This is a genomic window from Thalassospira sp. SM2505, assembly GCF_054901115.1.
Map to the genome: position 1 here is coordinate 1619812 of NZ_CM142731.1, position 23032 is coordinate 1642843.

At 53.8% G+C, this 23032-nt stretch carries 17 protein-coding genes; 13 read left to right on the forward strand and 4 right to left on the reverse strand.

Features of this window, described 5'->3' with window-relative positions; genetic code table 11:
- The first annotated feature begins 170 nt into the window (after nucleotides 1–170).
- Complete coding sequence (locus ACTU44_RS07295) at nucleotides 171–962, forward strand: DUF4167 domain-containing protein (RefSeq protein ID WP_462097076.1); 792 nt, start codon at nucleotides 171–173, stop codon at nucleotides 960–962.
- A 266-nt stretch (nucleotides 963–1228) separates the two neighbouring features.
- Nucleotides 1229–2818, forward strand: coding sequence for a type IV secretory system conjugative DNA transfer family protein (locus ACTU44_RS07300; protein ID WP_114099161.1), 1590 nt, complete (start codon nucleotides 1229–1231; stop codon nucleotides 2816–2818).
- A gap of 88 nt (nucleotides 2819–2906) precedes the next feature.
- Here the strand turns inward: ACTU44_RS07300 and ACTU44_RS07305 are convergent, their stop codons facing one another.
- Complete coding sequence (locus tag ACTU44_RS07305) at nucleotides 2907–3671, reverse strand: MOSC domain-containing protein (protein WP_336080404.1); 765 nt, start codon at nucleotides 3669–3671, stop codon at nucleotides 2907–2909.
- Between the two features lie 354 nt (nucleotides 3672–4025).
- Here ACTU44_RS07305 and clpB point away from each other — a divergent pair, with 354 nt between their 5' ends.
- The 3 genes from clpB to ACTU44_RS07320 all read left to right on the forward strand — a co-directional run bounded on the left by clpB (nucleotide 4026) and on the right by ACTU44_RS07320 (nucleotide 8805).
- Nucleotides 4026–6617: an ATP-dependent chaperone ClpB gene (gene clpB / locus ACTU44_RS07310; protein WP_336080405.1), complete on the forward strand. Its 2592-nt coding sequence runs from the start codon at nucleotides 4026–4028 to the stop codon at nucleotides 6615–6617.
- 212 nt (nucleotides 6618–6829) lie between these two features.
- A complete protein-coding gene (locus ACTU44_RS07315) occupies nucleotides 6830–7894 on the forward strand; it encodes a phospholipase D-like domain-containing protein (protein WP_114099163.1) in 1065 nt (354 codons plus the stop codon).
- A gap of 170 nt (nucleotides 7895–8064) precedes the next feature.
- A complete protein-coding gene (locus tag ACTU44_RS07320) occupies nucleotides 8065–8805 on the forward strand; it encodes a DUF4197 domain-containing protein (protein ID WP_462097077.1) in 741 nt (246 codons plus the stop codon).
- Here ACTU44_RS07320 and ACTU44_RS07325 read toward each other — a convergent pair.
- Nucleotides 8802–9230 (reverse strand): ATP-binding protein, encoded by a 429-nt coding sequence (locus ACTU44_RS07325; protein WP_462097078.1) that lies wholly within the window; start codon nucleotides 9228–9230, stop codon nucleotides 8802–8804. The two genes, ACTU44_RS07320 and ACTU44_RS07325, sit on opposite strands and share 4 nt — an antisense overlap.
- Nucleotides 9231–9238: 8 nt before the next feature.
- Nucleotides 9239–11059: an AMP-dependent synthetase/ligase gene (locus ACTU44_RS07330; RefSeq protein ID WP_462097079.1), complete on the reverse strand. Its 1821-nt coding sequence runs from the start codon at nucleotides 11057–11059 to the stop codon at nucleotides 9239–9241.
- A gap of 487 nt (nucleotides 11060–11546) precedes the next feature.
- On the opposite strand from ACTU44_RS07330, the gene ACTU44_RS07335 reads away from it, so the two are divergent.
- The 7 genes from ACTU44_RS07335 (at nucleotide 11547) to ACTU44_RS07365 (ending at nucleotide 20057) form a co-directional block, all read left to right on the forward strand.
- Nucleotides 11547–13322, forward strand: coding sequence for a M3 family oligoendopeptidase (locus tag ACTU44_RS07335; RefSeq protein WP_462097080.1), 1776 nt, complete (start codon nucleotides 11547–11549; stop codon nucleotides 13320–13322).
- Between the two features lies 1 nt (nucleotide 13323).
- Nucleotides 13324–14703, forward strand: coding sequence for an ABC1 kinase family protein (locus tag ACTU44_RS07340; protein WP_462097081.1), 1380 nt, complete (start codon nucleotides 13324–13326; stop codon nucleotides 14701–14703).
- A gap of 715 nt (nucleotides 14704–15418) precedes the next feature.
- Nucleotides 15419–16582 (forward strand): Re/Si-specific NAD(P)(+) transhydrogenase subunit alpha, encoded by a 1164-nt coding sequence (locus ACTU44_RS07345; protein WP_336080411.1) that lies wholly within the window; start codon nucleotides 15419–15421, stop codon nucleotides 16580–16582.
- Nucleotides 16575–17006, forward strand: coding sequence for an NAD(P) transhydrogenase subunit alpha part 2 (locus tag ACTU44_RS07350; protein WP_336080412.1), 432 nt, complete (start codon nucleotides 16575–16577; stop codon nucleotides 17004–17006). The genes ACTU44_RS07345 and ACTU44_RS07350 overlap by 8 nt, the downstream gene beginning before the upstream one ends.
- Before the next feature lie 12 nt (nucleotides 17007–17018).
- The gene (locus ACTU44_RS07355) at nucleotides 17019–18416 is read left to right on the forward strand and encodes an NAD(P)(+) transhydrogenase (Re/Si-specific) subunit beta (RefSeq protein ID WP_114099171.1); all 1398 of its coding nucleotides are present in this window, start codon (nucleotides 17019–17021) and stop codon (nucleotides 18414–18416) included.
- 122 nt (nucleotides 18417–18538) lie between these two features.
- Complete coding sequence (locus ACTU44_RS07360) at nucleotides 18539–19129, forward strand: hypothetical protein (RefSeq protein WP_462097082.1); 591 nt, start codon at nucleotides 18539–18541, stop codon at nucleotides 19127–19129.
- 163 nt (nucleotides 19130–19292) lie between these two features.
- Nucleotides 19293–20057, forward strand: coding sequence for an SDR family oxidoreductase (locus ACTU44_RS07365; protein WP_462097083.1), 765 nt, complete (start codon nucleotides 19293–19295; stop codon nucleotides 20055–20057).
- An 84-nt stretch (nucleotides 20058–20141) separates the two neighbouring features.
- Here the strand turns inward: ACTU44_RS07365 and ACTU44_RS07370 are convergent, their stop codons facing one another.
- The gene (locus ACTU44_RS07370; protein WP_462097084.1) at nucleotides 20142–21614 is read right to left on the reverse strand and encodes a Na+/H+ antiporter family protein; all 1473 of its coding nucleotides are present in this window, start codon (nucleotides 21612–21614) and stop codon (nucleotides 20142–20144) included.
- A gap of 342 nt (nucleotides 21615–21956) precedes the next feature.
- Here ACTU44_RS07370 and dctP point away from each other — a divergent pair, with 342 nt between their 5' ends.
- Nucleotides 21957–23018, forward strand: a complete 1062-nt coding sequence (dctP, locus tag ACTU44_RS07375) for a TRAP transporter substrate-binding protein DctP (protein WP_114099174.1) — start codon at nucleotides 21957–21959, stop codon at nucleotides 23016–23018.
- The last annotated feature ends 14 nt before the right edge of the window (nucleotides 23019–23032 follow it).

Genomic DNA, 23032 nt, shown 5'->3' on the forward strand with positions numbered 1-23032 from the left:
GTGTTCCCCAGTAAACAGTCAACAATCTCCGTTCCTTTGATGGTTCTCGGCAGGTTTGTGTAGTTGCCGTTTGACCGGTGCTGTTTAGCGGGAAATATGTTTTTCAGACGGAGTGGTTCCGGGGCCGATGATGCCACCGGATTGTCCTTCAACACCAAAGTCATGTTGATATGAGAAATAACAATAAACGTCCGCGCGGACGGCAACAGTCTAACAAACGTCCAGTTAATCCAAAATTCCAGAATTTTGACAGTAATGGACCGGATGGTCGTGTTCGCGGGAACGCGCAGCAGGTCTATGAAAAATACATTTCGCTCGCCAAGGATTGCACCGACGATCCTGTACTTGCGGAAAACTTCTATCAGCACGCTGAACATTACCACCGCATTCTTCAGGCGGCTCAGGAATGGGAAAACCAGCGTCGCGAAGAGCGTGGCGGCGATAACCGCCCGCGCAATAACCGCGGAAACCGCGATGATCGTACAGATGACCAGTCCGGTCAGAGTGACGATGCGCAGACTGAAAACACCGAGAACGCAGACAACATGTCTGATGATAACGGTGTAGACCAGTCTGACCGCGAAACCACGGCAAGCGAAAACACTGACACTGCATCCGCAGATGATGGTGAAGACAAGCCGAGACGCAACCCGCGTACACGCCGTACCGATGGTCGCGCGACCGGTCGTGGTCGCCCGCGCAAATCCGAAAGCGGTGATGCGGTTGCTGCCGACAGCACCCCGGCCCCGGCGGCAGATACCGCTGGTGATGATGCACCTGCTGATGCCGACACGGCAGAGCAGGGTGACGATGGTGAAAAGAAACCGCGTCGCGCATCAAGTGCAACTTCGCGTACGCGTGGTCGTCATCCGACCGCACGCCGCGGACGCAGCCGTGCTGCCGGTCGTGATGATGAAGAAGCCGTTTCTTCGGACGAGGGATCGGAGCCTGTATCGGCCTGATCGCGTCATATCGCCCGTCTCAACATGACAAACACCCCTGCAGGTCAATGACTTGCAGGGGTGTTGTCGTTTCAGGTGCATTTTGCCAGATCGACGGGCGGTTTTACCGGTCAAACCTGTAAAACAATAAAGCGGAATATAACGTGCAACCGCTGATTAATGTTGATATCAGTTTATGAAAATCACAAATAATTCCGTAAGGTTGTTGTCAGCTTGTCGTGTTTGATCATGACCATCGGAAAACGCGTTTAATCGGGGAGTTTTTGATGGGGGCTGGGTTATTTCGGGTCGTCATGGTGCTGTTATGGGCGCTGGGCGGGATGATCATCGCTCTGGGACTGTTTAACGGCGACTATGAGTTAGCCCTGCTTGGGGGTGTTTGTTTCATTATCCCGATGTTTCTGCCGCTGGTTATCATGGCGGTTAACCGGGCAAGTCACCCGTCGCCAAAGTCCAAGAAATCGCTTTCTCCGGCCCAGGCTGCCAAGATCAAGGCCGAGGGGCAATGGGCCAAGCGCGAAGACCTTACCGCGCGCAAACTTCTTGAAAACAACCCGCCTTTTGTTCTGGGTCGCTGGGGTGACGAGAAACGGCTGATTGGTGCAGCCGGTTTAAAGCGCGTTTTGACATTTTCAACCACACCCGATGAATATTACCGCGCATCGGCAGAACCCAATGCGCTTTTGCATACAGGCAATCTGTTTGTATATGAGCGTTTCGGCAGCATCTATCGCGCGACACATGATCGTCGCAGCAAGATGGGGCAAAAACTGATTGTGCTTGATCCTCATGGGCAAAGCGGGACGAAAACACACCAGTTCAATCCGTTCGATTTCATCCGCCAGCAGGGCGAGGGCATGATCACCGATACCGGATTGATCGCAGATACGCTTCTGGCGCCGATGTTCGTACAGGAACTTGATGAGCAGGAAGTCAGGATTGCCCGCACCCTGTTGCAGGGCTTTATCGTCTATACGATCCAGAAAAGCCTGAAAGAAGACCGCAATCTGGGCGAGGTGCGCCGGAACCTGATCATGCCATCGCACCGGTTCTATAAAATTCTTGAAGAACTGATGGGGATTGATTCCGCAGATGGCCGGATATCCGAGGTCGCGCTTAATATTCTTGATATGACCGAAGACCAGCGGATGAAAATCATCGAGGCGTGCCGGAATGCAACTGCCGAGTTTGATCATCCGCAAATCTCCCGACTGCTCAGTGCCAGCAGCTTTACAACAGAAGACATCACTTCCGGTGCTGTTTCAATCTATGTGATCGGGCAACTGGGCGGGGAAAACCCGGACGTGCAGCCATCCTTTAGCCGTGTAATGCTGGCCGGGTTGATGAATATGATCAATCAGCGGGGATGGAAATCCGGTGACCCGGAGTTCCTTGTCCTGCTTGACGGGGTTGAGCGGGTTGGCCGTATGCCGTTGTTCGAACGCCTTCTGGGGGGCGGATATGGTGATGGAATGGTTGTCTGGCCGGGCTTTAGCGGCGTCAGCGGCCTGATGGATGTGTGTCTGAACTGGGAGAATGTTGTTGGGCGGGTTGACGCCATTTCGGTGCTGAGTCAGGAAGGGGCCTTTAACCTTGATTGGGTTTCCGGTCTGACGGCGATGTCGCGCTTTGATGATACCGGTGGCGGGGCCGACACGACGCGTCCAGTTCATCTGCGTCCACAGGATAATCAACCCATTCTGAAATCTGCCGAGGTCGCGCGTTTCCCCAAGGAAGAACAGATTTTATTCCGTAAGGGATGCCCGCCCATTCGTGCCTATCGGATAGACTGGTATCATGATGACATGTTTGCCGGGCTGGCGGTACATGCACCGACCTTCGATGCGGATAACTGATTTCGAGCAGACCTAAAGATCATCTTGCCGGATATGCCCCGGCGAGGGGCGTGACCCGGCAAGCATGATGTCAATATGGTCAAGCAGCTCAGTCGATGGTGATTGCGTTGCCAGGTGTCAGGGTAACGTCTTCCATGGCTTCGACATAAACGCCCATATACAGATGGTTCACACCCTTACGCAGCATCAACGGGACATTGATGTCGGAAACTGCTGTGTCGGGATTGACGCTTGTAGCCTTGCATCGCGTGATCGGATGAATGAAGCGGAAGGACGCGCCATTGATCTTGATGATCTGGCCTTCTTCCCACTCCAATTCTTTCCATGGGTCAAGCCCGTCAATCAGAAGATTGCCACGAAACCGCATCGGATCGACATCTGCCTGCACGATACGGGTGCCGAAATCACGGATCGATGCAAGATTGAGGATCGAAATATAGGGTTCCTTCATGTCACCGAACTGGGTGTCGGGCGCTGAATAGATTTTCGGGGTGCCCGCGACGTCATTTTTCAGGAACGCCTTGAGGAAATCCTCAATCACGGTGCGTCCCATGGCATCATCAAGCTTGCCCTTGCAGATCGCACGGCCATTGCGAAGAATGGTCAGGGTGCAGGTGCTTTCATCATATTCGGTGCCAAGCTCGGTAAGCTTGGGCGTATTGACCAGCTGCAGGAAGTTGCTTTTGCGGGCCCATTCCTGCACGCCGTCCTGCCCCAGAGATGACTGGGTGCCAATGACGAACCGACGGTCATCGGTAATCATTTTATGAGCCGTAATTGTTGCGCTTGGCATATCAATGCCGCGCAGTCCCTTTACCGGGTAACGTTTGATGGCTTTGAGCTCGACCGTCATGTTCTTTGTTCCTGTCTGGCGCTTTGACATGCGGGTAAGTCGGGGGCGTGATGCATGCCATAAACGGTGACGTTAATTCGTTGTTTTGCCAAGAGCAACCCCGGACAATCATGTATCTTTCAGGGTGGTTCGATGATTGCTGGAATAATGTCAGATTTCAGTGCTGCGGCGCACAATTAATTCTTGCAACTTTTGTAGGGGTATATGGTTGCAAACGTGCAAGGGTGATACATATCAATGTTGTCGCTGTTGAAATAATCTATAATTTTAGAATTCGGCAATGACGCCAAGGCCGTGGATGCTTCCAAGAAGGTCCACATCGTTTAAATACTGTTGGCTCAAGGAGTGACAGGAATGGAATTTGAAAAGTTTACGGACCGGTCCAAAGGGTTTTTGCAGTCCGCGCAATCGCTTGCGCTGCGCGAAAATCATCAGCAATTTGTCCCGATCCATCTTCTGAAAGTGCTGCTTGATGACGAAGAAGGTCTGGCAGCCAATCTGATCAAGGCAGCCGGCGGCAAGCCCAAGCTTGCCCAGGAGCGTTGCGCACAGGAACTGGCGAAATTGCCAAAGGTTTCCGGTGGCAATGGTCAGATTTATCTCTCGTCGGAATTTGCCCGACTGATTGATCAGGCTCAGGAAGTCGCCAAAAAAGCCGGTGACAGTTATGTCACGGCTGAACGGCTGCTGCTGACCATTGCCCTTGATCCGAAATCAACCGCGGGCAAGGTTCTGGCTGATGCCGGTGTCACGGCGCAAAGCCTTAATGGGGCGATCAATGACATTCGCAAGGGCCGGACAGCTGATAGTGCCGGTGCGGAAAGCCAATATGACGCGCTTAAGAAATATGCCCGTGACCTGACCGAGGCCGCGCGCGAAGGCAAACTTGATCCGGTGATTGGCCGTGACGAGGAAATCCGTCGTGCGATTCAGGTCCTGTCGCGCCGGACCAAGAACAACCCGGTGATGATCGGTGAACCCGGCGTTGGTAAAACCGCCATTGCCGAAGGTCTGGCATTGCGCATCGTCAAGGGTGACGTACCCGAAACGCTCAAGGACAAGAAACTTTTGTCGCTTGACCTTGGCGCGCTGATTGCCGGTGCCAAGTTCCGTGGCGAGTTTGAAGAACGTCTTAAAGCCGTTCTGAGCGAAATTGAATCCGAAGCAGGTCAGGTCATTCTGTTCATTGACGAGCTGCATACGCTTGTGGGGGCCGGTAAGGCCGAAGGGTCGATGGATGCATCAAACCTTCTTAAACCGGCTTTGGCACGAGGCGAGCTGCATTGCGTCGGTGCGACCACTTTGGACGAATATCGTCAGCATATCGAAAAGGATGCGGCACTGGCCCGGCGTTTCCAGCCGGTCTTTGTCTCGGAACCGTCGGTAAGCGACACGGTATCGATCCTGCGTGGCATCAAGGACAAATACGAACTTCATCACGGGGTTCGGATTGCCGATGCTGCACTGGTGGCTGCAGCAACGCTTTCGAACCGCTACATCACGGATCGCTTCCTTCCTGACAAGGCGATTGACCTGATGGATGAGGCATCATCGCGTCTGCGGATGGAACTTGATTCCAAACCCGAAGAAATCGATGAACTTGACCGCCGGATCATCCAGCTCAAGATTGAACGCGAAGCACTGAAGAAAGAAGACGACAGTGCGTCGAAAGATCGTCTTGGCCGTCTGGAAAAGGAACTGACCGAGCTTGAAGGCAAATCGACCCTTCTGACCGCGAAATGGGAAGCGCAAAAAACCGAACTGGCAGCATCAACCCAGATCAAGGAACAGCTTGATCAGGCACGCAGCGAACTTGAACGCGCCATGCGTGATGGCAAGCTCGAACGCGCCGGTCAGCTTCAGTATGAAGAAATCCCGGCTCTTGAGCGCCTGCTTGAAAAGGCCGAGGAAGATCAGGCTGACGGCATGAAGGAAGAGGCGGTTACGGAAAAGCACATCGCATCCATCGTGTCGCGCTGGACGGGTATCCCGGTCGACAAGATGCTTGAAGGTGAACGCGAAAAGCTTCTGGAAATGGAAGACACCCTGCGCAAGCGGGTTGTCGGACAGGATGAAGCTGTTCGTTCGATCTCGAACGCGGTTCGTCGTGCCCGTGCGGGGCTTCAGGATCCAAACCGACCGATTGGTTCGTTCCTGTTTCTTGGTCCGACTGGCGTTGGCAAGACCGAGCTTACAAAGGCGCTTGCACAGTTCCTGTTTGATGATGAACAGGCCATGGTGCGGATTGATATGTCCGAATTCATGGAGAAACATGCAGTCGCCCGTCTGATCGGTGCGCCTCCGGGATATGTCGGCTATGAAGAAGGTGGTTCGCTGACCGAGGCAGTTCGTCGTCGTCCATATCAGGTTGTGCTGTTTGACGAAGTCGAAAAGGCACACCCGGATGTGTTCAACGTCCTGCTTCAGGTTCTTGATGAAGGTCGTCTGACCGACGGACAGGGCCGGGTTGTCGATTTCCGCAATACCCTGATCATTCTGACCTCCAACTTGGGCGGCGAGATTCTTGCCAATCAGCAGCCGGGGCATGACAGCGGCGAAGTCCGCAATCAGGTCATGGAAATCGTCCGGGCATCATTCCGTCCGGAATTCCTGAACCGTCTGGACGAAACCATTCTGTTCCATCGTCTGGCCCGTGAGCAGATGGGCAAGATTGTGGATATTCAGCTGGGCCGTCTTGAGAAGCTTCTGTTTGATCGCAAGATCGAGCTCAAGCTTGATGATGCCGCCAAGGACTGGCTGGCCGAAAAGGGTTATGATCCGGTCTATGGGGCGCGTCCGCTCAAACGCGTTATTCAACGCTACCTGCAGAACCCGCTGGCAATGCAGATCCTTGAAGGCGGGATCAAGGACGGGGATACCGTTCCGGTCTCGACAGAGGGAAATGATCTTTTGCTGAATGGCAAAAAGGTCGAGATTGTCGATTAAAAATCGAAAGCATCACAATAGCCAAAACGAGAACCCCGGTTGAGAAAACCGGGGTTTTCTTTTGCATTGTCCCGGGCTGCCGGAATTCGGACATTTTGATGAAATTCACGCTGGTCGCTGGATTGCTGACTGGATCATGGATATGTAATATTCTCTGGGTTGAATTTATCTTATCGTATATTTGTTTTGGTTGTGCAGTGAGAGGGACAGATATGGCGATGAAAGTCGGAAATGTGGAATTCTACAATGGCCCTCATACGCTGGGTGCGCCGGACAATCTGGAAGATGTCATTGTCGAATTCATCAATGGAGCGACAAAACGTCTGGAAATCGCCGTCCAGGAACTTGAAAGTCGGCCTATTGCCGAGGCGATCATTAGAGCGCGACAAAATCGGGTTCGGGTAAAACTGGTTGTTGAGCAAAGCTATCTGCGCAGCTCGACGATCAAGCCCGAGCCATTTGAACCTGGCGGAAAGAATGAGCCGAACCGTGTCATTCACGATGCAATATTACGGTCAAATATCGACGTAAAGGTTGACTTCAATTCCAGCATTTTCCATCAAAAATTTATCATTCGTGATGGCCAATCTGTTTTGACCGGCAGTACGAATTTTACACCGACAGGAACGCACAAGAACCTTAATCATGTTGTGATCCTGCATGACAAGAAAATCGCTTCAACCTATGCCCGGGAATTTCGGGAAATTCAGCAAGGGCATTTTGGCAAGCGGAATGAAGGGCATGACGCCAAGCCAACCTATGAAACTGTTTCAGGCATTCCGATAAAGATCGCCTTCGCACCGGACCACAATCCGGAAATGGAAATCATGAAACAGATGATGAAGGCACGATCACGGATCGATTTTGCCATTTTCACGTTTTCGAAATCATCGGGTATTGATGACACGATGCTGCGTCTCATTGAGATGGGGATGCCGATCCGCGGTGCGCTTGATTACAGTCAGGGGGTGAATGCCTGGGCACCAACAAAGGATCTGGTCGCCGCAGGTGGTGACTTATATGGCGTAAAAAAAAGCAGTACACTCGGCAAGCTGCATCACAAGCTGATGGTGCTTGATGATCAGGTCGTGATTGCCGGTTCCTTTAATTACACCGGTCCAGCCAACCAGCTGAATGATGAAAACATTATCGTCATTGGTGCATTTGACCCGCAATCGGATGCGCAACGTGAAGCGCAGTCCCAAATAGCGCTATTCGCAAGGCGCGAAATTGACCGGATAATTGCAGAACATGGAACCGCCTTGTCTGACGGCTAAAACATCAGAGATGCGATTTTTCTGACGGGAAATGATTTTCAGGGACATTGGTTGTCTTGTTCAAGTCACTATTTGTTGTCACCATCTGGTTTCTTGAGGGTAACACAGGTTGGGACGAACGAATGTTGGCTAAAAAATTCAGGATACCTGCAGTCTCTGCAGTCGTTTGTATGGTCGTCGGTATGGCCTCTTTGGCCAATGCCCAGTCCTTTTTTGATAAGGCAAAGCAGACCCTTGGCGAGGCGCTAAATTCATCCGGAGCTACGAGTTCCTCAGGCAGCAGCAGTTCTGCGATATCGGCTCTTTCGTCAGACACGGTCGAGCAGGGTCTTAAGCAGGCGCTTGATATGGGGGTGGAACTGGTGACCGAGCAGCTTGGTGCCACAGACGGGTTTAATGCCGATCCGGTCGCCCATATTCCGCTTCCTGAAAGTGTCAAAAGTGCGCAGAAACTTCTGAGCGCTGCCGGTCTTGGCAGTTATGCCGAAGAGATTGAATTGCGTATGAACCGCGCGGCCGAGCAAACCATGACCGATGCTGGTGACATTCTGGTCAAGGCGATCAGCCAGATGACGGTTGCCGATGCAAAGGGTATCCTTGAGGGGCCAGATGATGCGGCGACCAGTTATCTGCGCCGTGTGGGGGGATCGGATATTGAAGGCCGTCTGCGCCCAGTGATTACCGATGCACTTTCTGATACCGGGGCACTGTCGCTGTATGACCAGATGGTCGGGCAATATGATACATTGCCGTTTGTACCGGATCTGAAAGCGTCGCTAACCGATCATGCGACGGAAAAGGCGATGGACGGATTGTTCCATTACATCGCCCTGCAAGAGGCAGATATCCGCTCTGATCCGGCCCGCTGGACAACTGATATCCTCAAAAGGGTCTTCTCGGCGGCAAACTAGCGATATTCGGTGGGAAGGTCTTCCCAGCGATCACGCATATCGGCAAACGTTTCGTCAGGAACCTGATGGATGCTGCCAAACCGGCCATGGCATTCAACGATTTGAAGCGGAACGCCAAGATGTTCGGCCATATCGATATAGGCCTTCATTTCCCAGAAACGGGTGAAGGTGTTCGATACGACGACATTCTTGCCTTCCTTAAGGGCTTCCTGGCATTTGGCTTCGCATTTGGCGTGGGTTTTTGTGAGTCGACGGATATCGAACTCATAGAAACCCTGCCGATCTACCATGAACATATCGGCTTCAAGATGAACAGCACCTGTTGCCGATGCCAGATTCCTTGCCAATGTTGATTTCCCTGATCCGGGTAACCCACGGATCAGGGTCAGAGTCTGGTTATGTTGGTGTTCTTTAGTCTTGGGCATTTGGTCGGTTACTGCCCCTGGCGCTTGCGCTGATAGAGCCCGTCAAGTTGCTTGCCATACGCCTCGCGGATTTTATGCCGACGGATTTTCATGGATGGCGTAAGCATCTCGTTATCGATGGTAAAGGGGGCCTCGGCAAACATGAAGCTTCGGACCTTTTCAATCGTCGACAGGCGCGTATTGACCCGATCAATTGCCTCGCGGAAGACTTTGCGGAAGTCATCATTTTTAGACAATTCTTCGATGGTGTTGGTAATCGAATTGTCGCGGGCAAATTCGCGCATGAAGTCTTCTTCGGGCCAGATCACAGCAACCAGATAAGGCAAGGCATCGCCATATACCATGGCCTGCGATATCTCTGTTTCCAGAGTCATCAGGCCTTCGATCCGCTGCGGCGAGATGTTGTCGCCGCCGGAATTGACGATGATGTCCTTCTTGCGGTCGGTGATCATCAGGCTGCCTTCTTCGTCGAAGGTGCCGATGTCGCCTGTATGAAGCCACCCGTCAATGATGGTGGCTGCGGTGACTTCGGGCAGGTTCCAGTAGCCCTTCATCATGCTTTCGCCGCGCATCAGGATTTCGCCATCTTCGGCAATCTTGACTTCGGCACCAACCATGGGCGGGCCAACAGTACGCAGCTTGTTGTTTTCTGCACGGTTACACGAAACCACCGGTGCAAATTCCGTCTGGCCATAGCCCTGAAGAATACGAATACCGCACGATACAAACAGAACGCCCAGCTCGTAGTTCAGCGGCCCTCCGCCTGAAACCATCGCCTTGATGCGACCACCGAAACGTTGACGCAATTTGCGGCGCAACAGCAACTCACATGCGAGATTCTGGAACTTCTCGATAAGGGTCAGGCGCTGCTTTTCATAGTTCTTGCGGCCAAGGCGCAATGTAAGTTCAAACAGTTTCTGTTTGAAGCCGCCTTCCTTTTCGACCATGCGGCTCATACGCTGATAAAGCATCTCGTAAAGACGCGGCACAGCGGTCATGATGGTCGGGCGGACTTCGGCAAGGTTGGCTGCAAGCTTGTCAAGGCTTTCGGCGTAATAGATCTGCGCGCCGATACTGATCGGGAAATAAAGCCCGGCTGTATGCTCATAGGAATGCGACAGCGGCAGGAAGGACAGGAAGATTTCGTTGTCGATGCCAAGGGTTTCGATAATGTCAAAGGCACCCATGCAGTTTGAAATGATCGCCCCGTGGCTGAGCATCACGCCCTTGGGTGATCCACCGGTGCCCGATGTATAAATCAGGCAGGCAAGATCATCGCGCTTGATGCCCGAAACCCAGCCATCAATATCGTCCGAAAGGCCACGGCCCTTGGCAATCAGGTCATCCCAGCGCGAAATGGAGATGTCACCGACAAAGCTTTGCCCCCATTCTTCCATCATGATGGCATGACGGCAGCGCCCACTATCAAGGGCAGCATGCAGGAAGGGCTGGGCCAGTTTCTTGGTCGAGATGATTGCAATGGCCGCACCACTGTCTTCTATCGCGTGCAGATGGTCGCGCTCGGTATTGGTGGTATAGGCCGGGACCGTCATCGCACCGACGCACATGATGGCAAGGTCGGCAATGCCCCATTCGGTGCGGTTTTCGGACACAAGCAACACCCGGTCACCGGCACGCACGCCAATATCATAAAGCGCGCGGGCAAGGGCGCGGACCTGATCGGCGGCCTCAAGCCAGGTGGTGGTCGCAAATTCACCGGTCTCGCTGCTTTTGGTCCAAAGGAACGGTGCGTCACCGTATTTTTTGGCCTGAGCGAAAAACATCGAGGGCAAGTTTTGCCAGTCGGCATAATCCTGCAAGCTCGTCATGACATTTCCTTGCCTGGTTATCTTTTCCCGTGGTCGGACAATCTTGGTGTTGCCCTGATCTGGTGTGTTCTATTCAAATCGTTCACATCCGATCAGATGCAATCGTGCTGAATTTAAATGAACGTTCCAAGACAATTTTGTTATCAGGGATTGCATCATTTCGCAGCCGGAAAATGACAATTCTGGTCCCTGCGGCGTTGCTTTTGCCAAAGAATATTGAATTTCTAACGAAATTTTCACGCAATCGTTCCGTCAATGACGCGTTCTGAACACAATGACCCGACAACTTTATCGTGGTTTGCGGTTGTTCAGTATGGCGGTGGCGATATGATCAAACTCATTGCATGCAAGCCTATCTGCATTCAGGACTGGTGATATGGCATCAAGCAGCTATATATCGGTATCGGGAGCTGATTGCGCGACATGAGGGATCATGTTTGTGCAAACCGGGGCGAAAGCAAGAGATTAGAGACTGTCTGGAGGACAAATGAACGCGATCAACAAGAATTTGCCGACCTGGGATCTGACGGATCTCTATAACGATCCAAAAGACCCCGCAATCCGGCGCGATCTTGATGATGCCAAAAGCCGGTCGCAAGCGTTTCAGCAAAGCTATCAGGGCAAACTGAACGATCTTTCCGGTGATGAATTGGCAGCGGCAATTGCCGAATACGAAGCCATCAGCGAAATTTGCGGCAAGATCGGCTCCTTTGCGCAGCTTCTTTATGCAGGTGACAGTGCCGATGCGGCCATCGGCCAGTTCTATCAGTCCGTTCAGGAAGAAATGACGGCTATTTCAAGCCTGTCGCTGTTCTTCGGGCTTGAACTGAACCGGATCGAGGATGCCGTTCTTGATGCCAAATATGATCAGAGTGCCGACCTGCGCCGTTACCGTCCGTGGCTGAATGAAAACCGTGCGTTCCGTCCGCACCAGCTTTCAGACGAGGTCGAGCAGGTTCTTCACGAACGTCGCGTTGCCGGGGCAAGCGCATGGGTGCGTCTGTTTGACCAGACCATGGCTGATCTGCGCTTCCCGATTGATGGCAATGACCTGACCATGTCGGACGCGTCGAACATGCTGTCCTCGACCAGGGTGGAAGACCGCAAAAAGGCCGCCAAGGCAATCGGTGACGTTCTGGGCAAGAATATCAAGCTTCTGGCACACATCACCAATACCCTTGCCAAGGACAAGGAGATTGATGATCGCCTGCGCAAGTTTGCAACACCGGTTTCCTCGCGCAACCTGTCCAACCAGGTTGAGGACGAAGTTGTGAGCGCCCTGAATACTGCCGTTAAAAACAGCCATGCCGATCTGTCGCATCGTTATTATCGCCTGAAGGCGAAATGGTTCGGTGTCGATCAGCTTGATTACTGGGACCGCAATGCGCCGCTTCCTGACGATGATGATCGTCAGATCGAATGGGAAACGGCGCGTTCGACCGTTCTTAAGGCCTATGGCGAATTTTCGCCGGAACTGGCAGAGGTTGGTCAGAAATTCTTTGATAATCCCTGGATCGATGTGCCGCCGCGTGCTGGCAAGTCATCAGGGGCCTTTGCCCATCCGACCGTTCCGTCCGCACATCCCTATTTGCTGTTGAACTATCACGGCAAAACGCGTGACGTGATGACCCTTGCCCATGAGCTGGGCCATGGCGTGCATCAGGTTCTGGCGGGCGAGCATGGCTATTTCCTGTCTGATACGCCGCTTACCCTTGCCGAAACCGCATCAGTCTTTGGTGAAATGCTGACCTTCCAGTCGATGCTGCGTTCGGAAGCCGACCCGAAGATGAAACGCATTATGCTCGCAGGCAAGGTTGAGGATATGCTCAATACCGTCGTGCGTCAGATCGCGTTCTTCGAGTTTGAAAAACGCGTTCATGACAAGCGTCGCGAAGGTGAATTGACCGTCGATGAGATCTGCGACATCTGGATTGCCGTACAGCATGAAAGTCTGGGCGATGCCATCCGGTATGAGGACGAGTACAAATATTACTGGTCATACATTCCGCATTTCATTCATTCGCCATTCTATGTGTATGCCTATGCCTTTGGCGATTGCCTCGTGAACTCGCTTTACGATGTTTACGAGAACGCCGAAGACGGCTTCCAGCAGAAGTATCTTGATATGCTCAAAGCTGGCGGCACCAAGCATCACAAGGAGCTTCTGGCACCGTTCGGACTTGATGCATCTGACCCGGCCTTCTGGCAACGTGGTCTGAACATGATCAAGCGTATGATCGACGAGCTGGAGGAGCTTTCCTGATATGAGTGCTAACGACGATGATTTTACCGTCCCATCCGAAGAAAACAGGTTTGGCGGGCGGGTTCGTCGTTATGCAAGGGTGGGGGCGTCGGCCAGCAAGCTGGCCGCGCGCCTTGCCACCGGAAAGGTCTTCGGCGGCGAAATCGATCATGCGAAATACGCTGCCGAACTGACCGCGGCGCTCGGCGGGCTTAAGGGCCCGTTGATGAAGGTCGCCCAAATCCTCTCGACCATCCCCGATGCCCTGCCGCGTGAATATAGTCAGGCGCTGGCATCTCTTCAGGCAGACGCGCCCAGCATGGGCTGGCTGTTTGTCAAACGCCGGATGCGCAGTGAACTGGGGGCCGGATGGCAATCAAACTTCACCGAATTCAGCCGCGATGCGGTCGCGGCCGCCTCATTGGGGCAGGTCCATAAGGCCGTCTTGCCTGATGGTCGCGATGTTGCCTGCAAACTGCAATATCCCGATATGTCTGCAACTGTTGAGGCCGATCTGAAACAGCTGCGTGCCGCCTTTGCGATCTATAAGCGCTATGACAGTGCGATTGATGCCGGCAACATTCAGGACGAACTGACAGCGCGTCTGCGTGAAGAGCTTGATTATGCCCGCGAAGCCAAGCACATGCGCCTGTATGGCCACATGCTGGCCGGGGAAAATGCGATACATGTGCCTGAACCCGTGGACGAGCTAACAACCAGCCGACTTTTGACCATGACATGGCAAACCGGCCAGAAATTCCAGAAATTCCTTGATAGCGACCCGGATCAGGATGCGCGCAACGCGGTTGCCCTTAATATGTTCCGGGCCTGGTATGTGCCGTTTTACCGATACGGCGTGATCCATGGTGATCCGCATCTGGGCAATTACACATTGCGCGATGACCTTTCGGTCAATCTTCTTGATTTTGGCTGTATCCGCATTTTTAAACCCGGTTTCGTCAATGCCGTGATCACGCTTTATGAAGCGCTTCGCGACAAGGACGAGGAAAAGGCGGTGAGTGCCTATGAAAGCTGGGGCTTTGAGGCGCCATCACGCGAACTGATTGATGTGCTTAATATCTGGGCCAGCTTTGTTTATGGCCCGATCCTTGATGACCGCGAACGCAAGATGGGTGAAACCAATTCGGTTGCCTATGGCGCAGAAGTCGCCGCCAAGGTCCATCAGGAACTTCGTCGGGTTGGCGGGGTCAAGCCGCCGCGTGAATTTGTTCTGGTTGATCGTGCCGCCGTCGGGCTTGGTGCGGTGTTCCTGCGCCTTGATGCCCATGTGAACTGGTATCGCCTGTTCCATGATCTGGTGGGGGATTTTGATGTTTCTGAACTGGAGACCCGTCAGAATGAGGCGCTTGAACTGATCGGTCTGGACCGCCCGGACGCCTGATAACCGGAATTCTGATCTGGCGATTCGACTTTTTTGACACCGGAATCGGGTTTGATTTTACTTGTTTCAAGGGTGCGTAGCGGTCGTTTCAGGCAAAAACACCATCGCATTTCCAAAAAGTCGCGAAGTTTTTTCGCGAACTTTTTCCTGTTCCATACGTTTCCTTATCTGTGCCGCGCAGGCGATTAATACAGACTTCTGCGTTTATTTGTAAGATAATGTTCACTTACTGCGTGGGGTAAAAATAGGGGAAACTGCCGTAAATCAACGATCTATTACTTGCCGGTCAGGACAAGGACCTGTTCCGTGGCGGAAATAAAATGTGCGAATTTCCGCACATAGATCATTTTTGAATTTTTTAATCGAAATGTAGTTAAACTGATTTTTTGTTGGTTTTTGATATTGAGGTTGTTGGTGGGAAATCGCATCTTGCTTTCAACGCAGACATGGCGGGGCGTCATTGATTGTTTGTCCTGAGCACCAATGGCGGGTGGGACCTGACATGTCACCAAGGCTTTATGCCTCGGAATGCGTGGTGGGAAAGTGGGCGGTTTCTTCTGCATTTGCTGGAAGAACCGCCTTTTTTCTTTCCGGGCAAGGGTGCCGGTAGCCGGGATCAAACGAGATGCGTGATGACATTTCGAAACCGGTTACTTCGCAATAAAAACAAGAATTACCGTGCTTACCAAAACATTAGGGAAGGAGGTCTAACGCGATGAAACTGGCCGTTCCAAAGGAAATATGGCCCGGAGAGAAGCGCGTTGCCGTCACACCAGAGACAGTCAAGAAGCTGAAGTCTTTGGGGTTCGACGTTGCAATTGAGGCTGGTGCCGGAATTGACGCCGCCATACCGGATGATCGCTTTGTCGATGCCGGTGCAACTATTGCCAAAACGATGAAAACCACCGTGAAGGATGCCGATGTCATCTTCAAGGTGCGCCCACCTGTCATTGACGGCAAAACCAATGAATTGACGGCCTATAAAAAGGGGGCGGCGGTTGTCGCCCTGCTGGAGCCATATGATCGCAAGGAGCTGATCGAGGCGATGGCGCAGGCCGGTGTGGATGGATATTCCATGGAACTGATGCCGCGTATTTCGCGTGCGCAGTCGATGGATGTGCTGTCCTCGCAATCCAACCTTGCCGGATATCGCGCCGTTCTGGATGCTGCCCATGAATTTGGCCGCATTTACCCGATGATGATGACCGCTGCGGGTACTTTGGCACCGGCACGTGTTGTCGTGGTTGGGGCCGGTGTTGCAGGGCTTCAGGCCATTGCAACCGCCAAGCGTCTTGGTGCCGTTGTTTCGGCATTTGATGTGCGCCCGGCGGTCAAGGAACAGGTTCAATCCCTTGGCGGGACCTTTATCGAAGTCGAAGACGACAGTGCATCTGATGCAGAAACCTCTGGCGGATATGCCAAGGAAATGTCGGACGACTACAAAAAGAAACAGGCAGCCAAGCTTAAGGAAGTTCTGGCCAAAACCGATATCGTGATCACGACCGCCCTTATTCCCGGTCGTCCGGCCCCGGAAATTGTCACAGCCGACATGGTTGCAGGCATGAAGCCGGGTTCGGTGATCATTGACCTTGCGGCTGAACGCGGCGGCAACGTTGCCGGTGTGAAGCTTGGCGAAACGGTTATGACCGAAAATGGTGTCAAGCTGATCGGCCCTGCAAACATCACAAGCTCGGTCGCGACCGATGCAACCGCGATGTATGCCAAGAACCTTTTGAACTTCATCACCCTTTCTGTCGACAAGGACAAGGGCGCACTGGTGTTTAACGGCGAAGACCAGATCATTGCCGAAACCCGCCTGACCCATGACGGAAAGGTCGTACATCCGAAATTCGGCGGGGAGGAGGTCGCAAATGGCTGATCAATCCGTAGCCCAGAATGCAAATGAACTGCGCGATGCCGCCCTTGGTCTGGCGGAAAAGGCCGCAAAGCTTGCCGACAGTCTGGCAAGCGGTGCGTCCGACGCGGCAAACACCGCCGCGGTCGCGGTCCAGGGATCGGGTGTCAGCCCGACTGTCCTTGGCCTGACCGTGTTCGTACTGGCCTGCTTTGTTGGCTATTACGTCGTGTGGAAAGTCACCCCGGCCCTTCATTCACCCCTGATGGCGGTTACCAACGCCATTTCGTCGGTGATTATTGTCGGTGCGCTTCTTGCAGCAGGCCCGGTGGAGATGAACTTCTCCAAGATGATGGGCTTCATCGCGGTGGTGTTGGCGTCGATCAACATTTTTGGCGGCTTCATCGTTGCCCAGCGCATGCTGCATATGTTCAAGAAAAAGAAGTAGGGGGAACACACAATGTCGGAAAACCTTTCGGCTTTCCTGTATCTGGTGGCCTCGGTCTGCTTCATTCTTTCGTTGCGCGGCCTGTCGTCACCTGAATCAGCCCGGACCGGGAACATCCTTGGCATGGTGGGTATGGCAATTGCCATCTTTACCACGCTGGCATCCCCGTCGGTGCTGTCTTACACCACCATCATTGTCGGGATCCTGATCGGCGGTGCCATCGGTACGGTCATCGCGCTCAAGATCCAGATGACCGCACTGCCACAGCTTGTTGCAGCCTTCCACTCGCTCGTTGGTCTGGCGGCTGTGTTTGTTGCCGGTGCAGCCCTTTATTCGCCCGGTGCCTATGGTCTTGGCACAGCGGGCAATATCGGTGCGGCCAGCCTGATTGAAATGGGTCTCGGTGTTGCGATTGGTGCCATCACCTTTACCGGTTCGCTTGTCGCATTTGGCAAGTTGCAGGGCATTGTTTCGGGGACGCCGGTGCGCTTCCCGGGGCAGCATATGCTGAACCTTTGCATCGGGATTGGCATCGTTGTTTTTGCCATCATCCTTGTCGCGACCGAAAGCCACACAGCCTTCTGGATCCTGGTTGCGCTGGCGCTTGTTTTGGGGATCACGCTGATCATTCCGATTGGCGGGGCGGACATGCCGGTTGTTGTTTCCATGCTGAACTCCTATTCCGGTTGGGCAGCATGTGGCATCGGCTTTACGCTTCAGAATAATGCCCTGATCATTACCGGTGCGCTGGTGGGTGCGTCGGGTGCGATCCTGTCCTACATCATGTGCAAGGGCATGAACCGTTCGATCTTCAATGTCATCTTTGGTGGCTTTGGAGCCGAAGGCGAAGCAGCAGCAGGCGGCGGTGGCGATGGCGACCGCGCGGTCAAATCCGGATCAGCCGATGATGCGGCCTTCATCATGAAGAACGCCTCAAGCGTGATCATCGTTCCGGGCTATGGCATGGCCGTGGCACAGGCACAGCATGCTTTGCGTGAAATGGCCGATATCCTCAAAAGTGAGGGTGTCAATGTCCGCTACGCCATCCATCCGGTGGCAGGTCGTATGCCAGGTCATATGAACGTGCTTCTGGCCGAGGCCAGCGTTCCCTATGACGACGTTCTGGAAATGGAAGAAATCAACCGCGATTTCGGTTCCGCCGACGTTGCCTTTGTCATCGGGGCCAATGACATCACCAACCCGGCCGCCAAAACCGATCCGGCCAGCCCGATCTTTGGCATGCCGATCCTTGAAGTCGAAAAGGCCAAAACGGTCCTGTTCGTCAAACGCGGCATGTCAGCGGGTTACGCAGGCATCCAGAACGAACTGTTCTTCAAGGACAACACCATGATGCTGTTTGGCGATGCCAAAAAGATGTGCGAAGAAATCGTCATGCATCTTGATAACTGATCGAACCATCCGGTTTGAAATGAAGAAGGCGGCTCCGATGGGGCCGCCTTTTTTTCGTCCGAGAGGTTGCTTATAACTTCAAGCTGTCAGAGGATTTTTCCCCACGCTAGTTGGAAGGTCATATGTTTCGGATAGTCAGGGTCTCGCTGTTTCTGGTTATTGTTCTGTCGATTGCGCTGGTCGCATCGATGGGGCTGAATGTTCTGACCTATGTACGCCTCACCGACGAAGACCCGATTGCTGCCCTTTATTTCGAACCGGTGTCCGAGGATGTGTTTACCGCCCATCTGGTGTCGGATGATCCCGGTGTGAGCGGGACTTATGAAATCCTTGGCGATCAGTGGCGAATTGATGCGGAGTTCATCAAGTTAAAGCCATGGGCCAATATCATTGGCATGGATGCGCGCTATCAGCTTGTGCGGTTTGAAGGCCGCTATCGCGACGTGGCGCGGCAAAATACCGCACCCTTTCGGGCCTATGATCTGGGGATCGGTGACGCGCTTGATATCGTCAGTTACCTTGCGGAATGGAACTTCCTGATTGATGCCGACTATGGCAGTTCGACCTTCACCGATATCAGGGAAGACACGGTTTACCGGGTCTATCGCACCCAGTCGGGGATCATTATCCGGTCTGAACCGATGCCTGATCCGATTGGCTATGAGCCAACCATGATGGATCAGTTCGCCAACTGGATTTCCGGAAAATCATAGGCACGCTACCGGTTCTTGGGGCCTGAAAGCAGGGCTCGGAATTGCAGGTCCGAAACTGGCGAGCAGGGATCATCCGGCCCGCTTACCCTTTCCCCATCGTTAATTGCGCCGGGATGTTTGCCGTTGGTTGCAGGGCTCCGGTGCCAGATGGAATGGAAAGATCATGTTACTTGAAAACAAGGTTGTGATTATCACCGGTGCCAGCAGCGGTATCGGGGCTGCATCGGCCAAGCTGTTTGCATCCGAAGGGGCAAAGCTTGTCCTTGCGGCGCGCAATGCGGACCGGCTTGATACCGTGGTCGGCGAAATCACCGGGGCAGGCGGGCAGGCATTTGGCATGGCCGGTGATGTGTGCGAGGAAGCCTTTGCCAAGGCGCTGGTCAATGCTGCGGTCGGCGAATATGGCGGGCTTGATGTCGGTTTTAACAATGCCGGGCGTTTGGGAACACTTGGTTCGCTTGATGACATCACGGTTGAGGATTGGGAGCAGACGCTGCGCACCAATCTGACGGCGTCGATGTTCGGGGCGAAGTATCAGCTCCCCGAAATTGCCGAACGCGGCGGCGGATCAGTGATTTTCACATCGACCTTTGTCGGTCATACCATCGGAATGCCCGGCATGACCGCCTATGCCGCCAGCAAGATGGGGCTGCTTGGGATGGCGCAATGTCTGGCAGTGGAATACGGTGCGGCCAACGTGCGGGTCAATGCGATGGTGCCCGGTGGAACCGATACGCCGATGGCATCAAGTTTTACCAGTGACCCGGAAACCCGTGCCATGGTCGAACGGTTCCATGCGCTGGGCCGGATTGCCGATCCGATGGAAATTGCCAAGGCGGCCTTGTTCCTGGCATCCGATGCGTCAAGCTTTGTCACCGGAACGGCGATGGCGGTTGATGGCGGCACGTCGATCTGCAAAGCAGCCTAGGAAAATAGCGAGCATATAAATACAAAAGGAGCGGCCTTTGCGGGGCCGCTCCTTGTCGTTTCGCTGTTGGGTGTCAGGTTCCGGTTAGAGAACCATTGCCGCAACCCAGGCAAACAGGACCATGCCGAAATTGGCGTGGATAAAGGTCGGGATCACGGAATCCTTCACATGGTCATGCTGTCCATCGGCATTAAGGCCCGATGTTGCACCAAGGGTAATGGTCGATGCAGGCGATCCGGCATCACCAAGGGCCGCCGATGCACCCAGAAGGGCGATGGTTGCCATGGGCGAGAAGCCAAGGGCAAGGGCCAGCGGGATATAGATCGGGGCAAGGATCGGAACGCTGGCAAAGCTGTCGCCAAAGCCGATGGTGATGAAAAGCCCGACCAGCAACATGATCAGGGCACCAAGCGCCTTGTTTTCCCCGATCAGGTTTGCAGATGCCTCGACCAGCGGGGCGATTTCGCCTGTGGCATCAAGCACCCCGGCAAAGCCCGATGCAATGGTGATGATGACAGCGATCTGGGCCATCATCCGCATGCCTTCGGTAAAGACATCATCCTGTGCGCGCCAGCGGAATACACCGGCCGCTGCCAGAATGACAAAGCCGATCATCGCGCCAACCAGAAGGCTGTCAAACTGCAACTGGCAAATCAGGGCGACGGCAAGGGCAGCAAGGGTTGCGATCAGCTGAAGCGGTTTGACTTCGACCTGTTTGGCATTGCTGCCCGCGTCCTCGGTCAGTTCAGTGGCGACGTAATCACGGGGCTTGCGATAGGTGATGAAAACCGCAACCAGCATCCCGGCAACAATGCCCATCACCGGCAGGAACATGGCCTTGGGCGCCATATCAGCGGTCATGGAAAGGTCATAGGCACTGCCGACTTCGTTGACATTGGCCATCAGGATTTCATTGAGGTAAATCGCGCCAAAGCCGGTCGGCAGCAGCAAATAGGAAAAGCTGATCGAGCAGGCCAGAATGCAGGCAATGGCACGGCGATCCACACGCAGGCGGTTAAAGACCGCCAGAAGCGGCGGGATCATCACCGGGATAAAGGCGATATGCACCGGCACAAGGTTCTGTGACATCAGCGAACAGGCAATGAAAATGGCAAACAGCATCCATTTCATGCCCTTGGAGGTGGCCTGTTTGTCGGTGCCGACCCGGGCTGCAATCTTTTGTGCAAACAGATCAAGTAGACCCGAACGCGCAATCGCCACGGCAAAGGCTCCGATCATTACATAGGTCATGCCGACCTGTGCGCCGACCAAGAGATTGTCGTTAAGGGCGGCAATCGCAGTCCCGGTATCCATCCCTGCATGCAGGCCGCCCAGAAGGGCTGCGGAAATCAGGGCGATGGGCACGGGCACGCGCAGAAGACAAAGCGCAATCATGACCGCAATGGTCAGAAGAACCGCGTTGATATGGTAATCGGCAAGCGCGGCAATGCCATAGATCGCACCGGCAAGGGCGATTGCGGGCAAAACACGTGTCAGACGATAACGTCCGTTGAAATCACCGGCGGATACAGCCGGATTGGTGGCAGGCGAACTCACAGTCAGGTCTCCCCGTTTGACTGGTTGGTCTTGCGCAAACAGGTCAAACGGCATCCCGCCCTGTGGGCATACCTTTTGACGGGAACCGTGATCGACCGTGTGGGGCGCATGGGCAAAATGCCCGGTCAGGGACGGTTTAACTGAAAGCGCCGTAACGTCAACGGCTTATTGGAAGATGTATGTCCGCTATGTGCGAGGTGGATTGCCTGTGTCAGGCGGAGATAAGTGCGTGCCTTTGTATATTGTATAAATTTTTTGTCGACTTTAAGTATGCAATTATGTTTAGCTACCCATCGAGCAGGACAAAATGTTCTGGCTAGTAAAAATTCAGGGAAGCAAAACATGTTCAATTTCGTGAAGAAGGGCGCGCTGGCGATGGGCATTGGCCTTGTCGCACTGCCCGCTCTTGCGGCTGATGTGACCTGGCGTGTTCCGACCTCTGTGCCGGAAGGTTCGCCGTTCTATGTCAATTTTCTTGAGCGCTTTGCCGATAACGCAGCGCTTCTGACCGGTGACCGTGTTGAAATCCAGCCGTTCGGTGCCGGTGTTCTGGTTCCGGCCCTGCAGGTTTATGACGGCGTGCGCGACGGTATTGTCGAGGCCGGTCACTCAACCCCGAGCTATCTGGTAAACAAAGATCCGATCAACGCGATCTTTGCCGGTTTCCCGGGCGGTATGGGCCCGGAAGCATTCGTGACCTGGATTTATGAAGGCGGCGGAAAGGAAAAGCTGTCTGAAATTCGTGCTTCCGAAGGGTTCAAGAACCTGATCGTCGGCATCGGTTCGTCTGAAATCATGGCACATGCCAACAAGCCGATCCGCAGTGCCGAAGACCTTAAAGGTCTTAAATATCGTACGTCGGGCCCATGGGCCGAAGTAATGCGCGAATATTTTGGTGCGGTTCCGACCGTTGTGCCGCCGGGGGAAATTTACACCCTTCTGCAGCGTAAAGGCGTTGATGCCATCGAGTGGGGCCCGCCGTCGGGCAACCTGCCGGAAGGTTTCCACGAAGCAGCCCCCTATATCATCGTTCCGGGCGTGCATCAGCCGACCTTCCTTTGGGAAGTTGTCGTCAAACAGGAAACCTGGGATGCGCTTGATGATGATCTCAAGCCGTTGCTTGAGGCCGCAGCCGAACTCACCACGCTCGAAAGTGTTGTCAGCTTCTATGACAAGGACATGAAGGCGATGGAAACCTTCCGTGGTGGCAAGAACGAGATCATCACCCTGGACCCGGCTTTCATCGAACAGCTTTCTTCGGCGGGTAGCGACTGGATTTCCAAAAAGGCGGATGCCCAGAAAGAAGCAGGCAAACCGGCCATGGCAGACATTCTTGCAGACTATAATGCCTATAAGGCGCGCTGGTCGGCAGAAAGCAGCTATCTGATCCGGAACCAGGACTGATTGCGTGGAGGCGA

Bases quoted from the DNA above. Each gene is read 5' to 3' on its own strand.
- ACTU44_RS07295 (WP_462097076.1), top strand. From the start codon at position 171: ATGAGAAATAACAATAAACGTCCGCGCGGACGGCAACAGTCTAACAAA.
- ACTU44_RS07300 (WP_114099161.1), top strand. From the start codon at position 1,229: ATGGGGGCTGGGTTATTTCGGGTCGTCATGGTGCTGTTATGGGCGCTG.
- ACTU44_RS07305 (WP_336080404.1), bottom strand. From the start codon at position 3,671: ATGACGGTCGAGCTCAAAGCCATCAAACGTTACCCGGTAAAGGGACTG.
- clpB (WP_336080405.1), top strand. From the start codon at position 4,026: ATGGAATTTGAAAAGTTTACGGACCGGTCCAAAGGGTTTTTGCAGTCC.
- ACTU44_RS07315 (WP_114099163.1), top strand. From the start codon at position 6,830: ATGGCGATGAAAGTCGGAAATGTGGAATTCTACAATGGCCCTCATACG.
- ACTU44_RS07320 (WP_462097077.1), top strand. From the start codon at position 8,065: ATGGTCGTCGGTATGGCCTCTTTGGCCAATGCCCAGTCCTTTTTTGAT.
- ACTU44_RS07325 (WP_462097078.1), bottom strand. From the start codon at position 9,230: ATGCCCAAGACTAAAGAACACCAACATAACCAGACTCTGACCCTGATC.
- ACTU44_RS07330 (WP_462097079.1), bottom strand. From the start codon at position 11,059: ATGACGAGCTTGCAGGATTATGCCGACTGGCAAAACTTGCCCTCGATG.
- ACTU44_RS07335 (WP_462097080.1), top strand. From the start codon at position 11,547: ATGAACGCGATCAACAAGAATTTGCCGACCTGGGATCTGACGGATCTC.
- ACTU44_RS07340 (WP_462097081.1), top strand. From the start codon at position 13,324: ATGAGTGCTAACGACGATGATTTTACCGTCCCATCCGAAGAAAACAGG.
- ACTU44_RS07345 (WP_336080411.1), top strand. From the start codon at position 15,419: ATGAAACTGGCCGTTCCAAAGGAAATATGGCCCGGAGAGAAGCGCGTT.
- ACTU44_RS07350 (WP_336080412.1), top strand. From the start codon at position 16,575: ATGGCTGATCAATCCGTAGCCCAGAATGCAAATGAACTGCGCGATGCC.
- ACTU44_RS07355 (WP_114099171.1), top strand. From the start codon at position 17,019: ATGTCGGAAAACCTTTCGGCTTTCCTGTATCTGGTGGCCTCGGTCTGC.
- ACTU44_RS07360 (WP_462097082.1), top strand. From the start codon at position 18,539: ATGTTTCGGATAGTCAGGGTCTCGCTGTTTCTGGTTATTGTTCTGTCG.
- ACTU44_RS07365 (WP_462097083.1), top strand. From the start codon at position 19,293: ATGTTACTTGAAAACAAGGTTGTGATTATCACCGGTGCCAGCAGCGGT.
- dctP (WP_114099174.1), top strand. From the start codon at position 21,957: ATGTTCAATTTCGTGAAGAAGGGCGCGCTGGCGATGGGCATTGGCCTT.